The sequence below is a fragment of the Psychrobacter sp. genome, assembly GCF_036731945.1.
In the GTDB taxonomy this organism is placed as follows: domain Bacteria; phylum Pseudomonadota; class Gammaproteobacteria; order Pseudomonadales; family Moraxellaceae; genus Psychrobacter.
Genome location: NZ_DAINDI010000032.1, coordinates 3,600 through 7,459 on the forward strand (window position 1 = coordinate 3,600; position 3,860 = coordinate 7,459).

Below are 3,860 nucleotides of genomic sequence, written 5' to 3' on the forward strand. Positions count from 1 at the left end.
GTAATGGGCGGTCTTTGCCCACATCTTTGGCTCATGGTATGCAAGCCAATTACAGCGGGCTTTTTGCTGCGCCTCTTGTACCAGTTCGCCCATGCCGATAATTTTGGTTAGTGGGTTTAAAAAACCAATATCGTTGGTTTCGCCGCGGCGCAAGTCCATCCAAACAATAGCAGGACGCAGTGGCTGCTTGTCTTTATCCAGACATATCATGGTATAGCGCTGGGTGGCAAGACTGACGCCCGCGATTTGCGCGGGCGTAATATCGCAGCTTTGCCAAAGTTGCTGACAAGCCTCGCTTAGCTTTTGCCAATAATAGTCGGCGTGTTGTTCGGCAAAATTGGGCTCAGTAGAAAAATACGGCTCGATAGGCACGCGCGCTTTAGCAATCTCAGTGCCAAATTGATCAAAAATTAGCGCTCTGACACTTTGGGTGCCATTATCGATAGCTAAGAAATAAATAGGTGCATCAAAGGTAGTGGTCATAGTCATCCTTAACTATGTAAAAATAGATAGCGCAAAATAAAAACACACTATGATTATCGCTTGCTACTGGTGTAAATTTTCCGCAGCCTCTGTCTGCGTAGGCACAGCAAGCAAGAAAAAGTTATACCAGTAGCAATGGCTATTAATATAATAGAAAAGCGCTAAGCCGCAGGCAAATGATAATAGCGTTGCCATAGCTTTTGATAGCGCTCGATTTCTTGCTGCCATTTTTGCTCATCCCAGCCGAGCTCTTGCTGACATATCTGCTTCAGTCTTGCGCTAATTAGCGGCGTCATTGCGCCATGCGGTAGGATTAAACCCAAGCGCGTACGCCGCAATAATAAATCATCTAAATGCATGACTTGCTCATGGCGCGCGGCAAAACGAATCTCTGCCCAAATGGTATTGCTGTCGGTAACATAAGCCAAATCTTCCTCATGCGCAAGCTCAAGCAAGGTATCGAGCTGTAAGCCGTAAAACCCTTGCAAGCGTTGTTGTAGAGCTTTTGGCAAAGTAAAAAATTTAGGATTGGTTGGCGCGGTATTGCTAAAGACGTGATCGCCATTTAGGGTTTGATTTTGAATGACAGATTTATCAAGGGCGAGCACTTCTCGACACTTTTCAAGGACATCTAAAGCAATCAGGCGAAAGGTCGTTAGCTTGCCGCCGCTAACGGTGACCAGATTGTTATCTAACCATACGCTATGGTCGCGCTTTTCTTTACTTGGGCTTACGCGCTTACCATCACCGCCTTCTGATATCAGCGGACGCACGCCTGCCCAAGTGCTGATGACATCTTTTCGGTTAAGCTTGGCATCATTAAACAGCTCGTTAGTCGCCGTTAATAGATAATCGACCTCTTCATTCGTGATGCCGACCTCGCTATCGTCCAAAGGTGAATGATCCAAATCAGTGGTGCCAAGCACGGTACGATTTTCCCATGGGAAGACAAATACCGCTCTTTTATCGACAGGATGCAAAAAGGTATAGGCTTGCTCAATTGGCAAACGCTCTTTGCTCACGACCAAATGACTGCCGCGTGACGGACGGATTTGCTTATGAAAACTTTGCTCAGTCTGCTTACTGGCTTGCATCCGTAAGGTATCTGCCCAAGCACCAGTCGCACTGACCACCACTTTGGCGTAAATATCGTAACTTTGAGCATTGCTTTGAATATTGTTTTGAGCATTGTCCTCAGAAGAAGTGTCTTTGAGTGTTGCGCCTACCACCAAGCCTTGTTGATTGGTAATCAACGTTTCGGCTTTTAGGTAATTAATCGCCTGCGCACCGTCGTGAATCGCCTCAGCAAGGACGCGCATCACCAGCCGCGAGTCATCGGTCACCGCATCGCTAAATTGACTGGCACCCAAAAATTTGTCTTGTTTGATATTTGGGTTCAGGCTAAGAAAAGCATCTTTTTTAAAGTACTTAGAATAGCGCTTGCCCGCCAGTCCATCGTAAACGCGTAGCAAGGTATTAAATATCCATGGCGGCGGAAACTTGCCTTTATAATGCGGCATGATGTAGTGCATTTCATTCACAAGGCCGCTTGCTTCACTGAGCATACGCTCACGCTCGCGCACGCTAAGTAAGGTGGTTTTATAATCACCTGAAGCAATGTAGCGCAGGCCGCCATGCACCATTTTGCTAGAGCGGCTTGATGTACCCCAAGCAAAGTCTTTTTGCTCAATAAGTAAAACTTTAAGACCACGCCGTGCCGCTTCGCGAGCAATCCCAGCACCGGTGATACCGCCACCGATAATCAGCATATCCCAAGGTTCTGCTTGAGACGAGCGATGAGATAAAGGCGCTAATGCTTGTTGGCGTTGCTTGGTTTGAGTCATATCTCACTCTTCTTAATTGGTTTATTACTTCTCAAGCAATACACCCGGGTTCATACGCTGTTCAGGGTCTAAGCTTTTGAGCATATCATAGGTTATTTGCATGCCAAGCTTGCCTTTTTCGGCGGCAAGGTACGGCGCATGATCACGGCCAACGCCGTGTTGATGCGAGATGGTCGCTTTACCATTAGCAAGGCTAACACTGGCAGCATGTTTGATTTTTTGCCAGCGCTGTAAGGTAGTCGCATGGTCTTTTGCCGCGCGGAAAAAGTAAGTGGTATAAAGGCTCGCACCTTGCTTATAGACGTGTGAGATATGGGTAAAGGCCATGACTTCCTCGCCTTCATCTGTTAAAGAGGTTCTCACCGCTTCTTGCATTTGCTGCATCTGCGCGTCGATATTATTCCAATTGGTTGCCGTCTCAAAGGTATCGACCATGATGCCTTTGTCCCATAAAGTGCCACGCAAATATGGGAATTTAAAGCGCCCATGCGCCCACACACTACCCATGATATCGGTGATTTTACCCGTGACACTACCGTGCTGCTTTAACAGCTTATTAAACTGCGTCAGCGCCAATTTATTCTGCGCTTTATCGCCTGATACGCCGTAAGTGAGCATAACCTTATCTGAGCTCAGCCCGCGAGCTTTTAGATAAGTGCTAATGGCTAAAAATTGACTCGGTGAGGTGCCCAGATGTAGATGCGCATCAGTTTCGACGGCATTACTGAGACGTAACATAGATAAACGAACATTTTTTTGCACCGCTTGTCTAAGCACTTCTTTACCTGCTTCCCAATTGGGCAGGAAAGCCACTTTAAACAGTTCTTCCTCAGGCTGCGGTTGTACACGCATTTTGACTGTCGTAAAAATACCAGCACGACCTTCGGTGCCCATCATCATCTCGCGCAAATCAGGTCCCGCCGATGACGCTGGAATATCAGCGATATTAAGCACGCCTTGTGGGGTGACTAGCGTACCGCCGGCAAATAGCTGCTCGATGCGTCCGTAGCCCAATGACTGCTGACCGCTAGAGCGCGCGGCAATCCAGCCGCCAAGCGTTGATAGCTCCCAAGACTGTGGGTAATGGCCTAGACGGTAACCGTGCGCGTCCAATTGTGCTTCGACAGCTGGCCCTTGTGTACCCGCGCCAAAGGTTGCAATTTGGCTCTCAAAATCTAAGTCAAGCAGCTGATCCATCTTGCTCATGGCAATGGTCAATACGGGGCGTGAACCTTTTTGCGGATTGATATGACCTGCTACTGAAGTGCCGCCACCAAAAGGAATAACGATAAGGTCATGCTCACTGGCGAGCGTTAATAAAGTCTCGACATTAGCGGTCGATTCAGGGAAGGCGACACCGTCAGGGAAGACTTCAAAATCGCCACCATGCATGGCGATCCAGTCTGGAAAACTTTGCCCGCGCGCGTGTCTGAGTCTCACTTCTTTATCGACAGATACCGTATCCAGATTAGTTATCGCAGCAGGCAAGCGCGATTTTGGGACGGTTTTGAGTACCTGTTGTAGGCTCACAGA

At 48.0% G+C, this 3,860-nt stretch carries 3 protein-coding genes; all 3 read right to left on the reverse strand.

The annotated features are described in order from the left end of the window. Positions 1 to 483 (reverse strand): FGGY family carbohydrate kinase (locus V7D75_RS08085; protein ID WP_333614152.1); only part of this gene is annotated, 483 nt, incomplete at its 3' end. 161 nt (positions 484 to 644) lie between these two features. Next, on the reverse strand, positions 645 to 2,327 hold the full coding sequence (locus V7D75_RS08090) for a glycerol-3-phosphate dehydrogenase/oxidase (RefSeq protein ID WP_333614153.1): 1,683 nt from the start codon (positions 2,325 to 2,327) through the stop codon (positions 645 to 647). Between the two features lie 24 nt (positions 2,328 to 2,351). Further along, positions 2,352 to 3,860: FAD-binding oxidoreductase (locus V7D75_RS08095; RefSeq protein WP_333614154.1), on the reverse strand; the 1,509-nt coding region annotated here is incomplete at its 5' end.

Coding starts and splice junctions, on each gene's coding strand:
- V7D75_RS08090 (WP_333614153.1), bottom strand. CDS start 2,327: ATGACTCAAACCAAGCAACGCCAACAAGCATTAGCGCCTTTATCTCAT.